Source organism: Microcystis sp. M49636_WE2, assembly GCF_030065375.1.
Lineage (GTDB): Bacteria > Cyanobacteriota > Cyanobacteriia > Cyanobacteriales > Microcystaceae > Microcystis > Microcystis aeruginosa_C.
Genome location: NZ_JASJFG010000539.1, coordinates 1 through 1,388 on the forward strand (window position 1 = coordinate 1; position 1,388 = coordinate 1,388).

The 1,388-nt window shown below is 43.2% G+C and carries 1 protein-coding gene; it reads left to right on the top strand.

All coding sequences use genetic code 11. The annotated features are described in order from the left end of the window. The first annotated feature begins 475 nt into the window (after positions 1–475). Entirely contained in the window at positions 476–1,195 is a 720-nt protein-coding gene (locus PX484_RS12490) for a biliverdin-producing heme oxygenase (protein ID WP_004268415.1), read from the top strand. Positions 1,196–1,388 lie beyond the last annotated feature (193 nt).

A 1,388-nucleotide genomic window follows, 5' to 3' on the forward strand; every position in this document is an offset into this window, starting at 1 on the left:
GTTGCTAAATGTGTTCTCGCTGACATCGCAACTAGGGCTTTGTCTCTCAAGGGCTTGAGTTTAGCACAACATAAAGAATCCTGTACTGATTATAAGCATGATTGCTAAATTCGGTTTTAATTTGTGAAATTTTGCTGATATAAGTCTCGTGAATGTTAAGAATTGCTAAGAAGCGTGAAGAATGTCGAGCAAGAATTGATATTGGTGCTAGATTATACCATCTCTCTCCCCAAGATCAACTAGGGAGCAGTTTTTCACTAATCTTTACAATTGCGCCATCTCGATCGATACCGGTTTTAACTGGCGGTCAAGTCCTGCTAGAGCTAAATTTCTCCCCTAAGCTCCCCCAGAGGTACTGTAAAAATTCTTAATAAAATTACCGATCGATTCAGTTTAATCTACCAAAATAGACGGTTTTAGTAAGCATCTGTAACGAACCCGATCCATTCTACTCATCCAAACAGGTGATCATAATATGAGCGTTAATTTATCAACTCAACTGCGGGAAGGCACGAAAAAATCCCACACCATGGCAGAAAACGTCGGTTTTGTCAAGTGTTTTCTCAAAGGCGTGGTAGAAAAAACTTCCTATCGCAAACTGGTGGCTAACCTCTACTTCGTCTATTCGGCCATGGAGGAGGAGATGGAAAAACTTCGTAGTCATCCCGTCGTTTCTAAAATCTGTTTTCCTGAACTCAATCGTAAAAATACGCTGGAACAGGATTTATATTTTTATTACGGTCCCAATTGGCGCAACGAGATCGCTTTATCTCCCGCAGGTCAGGCCTACGTTAACCGGATTCGGGAAATCGCCACAACAGAACCCGAATTATTAGTCGCTCATTCCTATACCCGTTATCTCGGCGATCTGTCCGGGGGGCAAATCTTGAAAAAAATCGCCGAAAAAGCGATGAATCTGGAAACTGGTGGCACGGCTTTCTATGATTTCAAAGATATTTCCGACGAAAAAGCCTATAAAAACCACTATCGTCAAACCCTCGACGAGTTACCAGTGGATCAAGCCATGGCTGATCGCATTGTCACCGAAGCTAACGCCGCTTTTGGCATGAACATGAAAATGTTCCAAGAGTTGGAAGGTAATCTGATCAAAGCGATCGGAATTATGCTCTTTAATACTCTCACCCGTCGTCGCACCACCAGCAGCACCGAAACTGGATTGGCTACCGCCGAATAGTAGTCAAGAAAACCAAAAAAAACGGAAATTCTAGAATTGGGGTAATGGTCAGCCTTGACATCCTCGCCGCCCTAAAAGTGCGGCGATTCCTAAACCTCACGATTTAAGTTTCTGCTTCCACCACCGTCGCATACCACAGTTAAAAAACCATGTACTGTCTTACACAGAGTCCACAGACTTTCGCCCCATTTCA

Bases quoted from the DNA above. Each gene is read 5' to 3' on its own strand.
- PX484_RS12490 (WP_004268415.1), top strand. From the start codon at position 476: ATGAGCGTTAATTTATCAACTCAACTGCGGGAAGGCACGAAAAAATCC.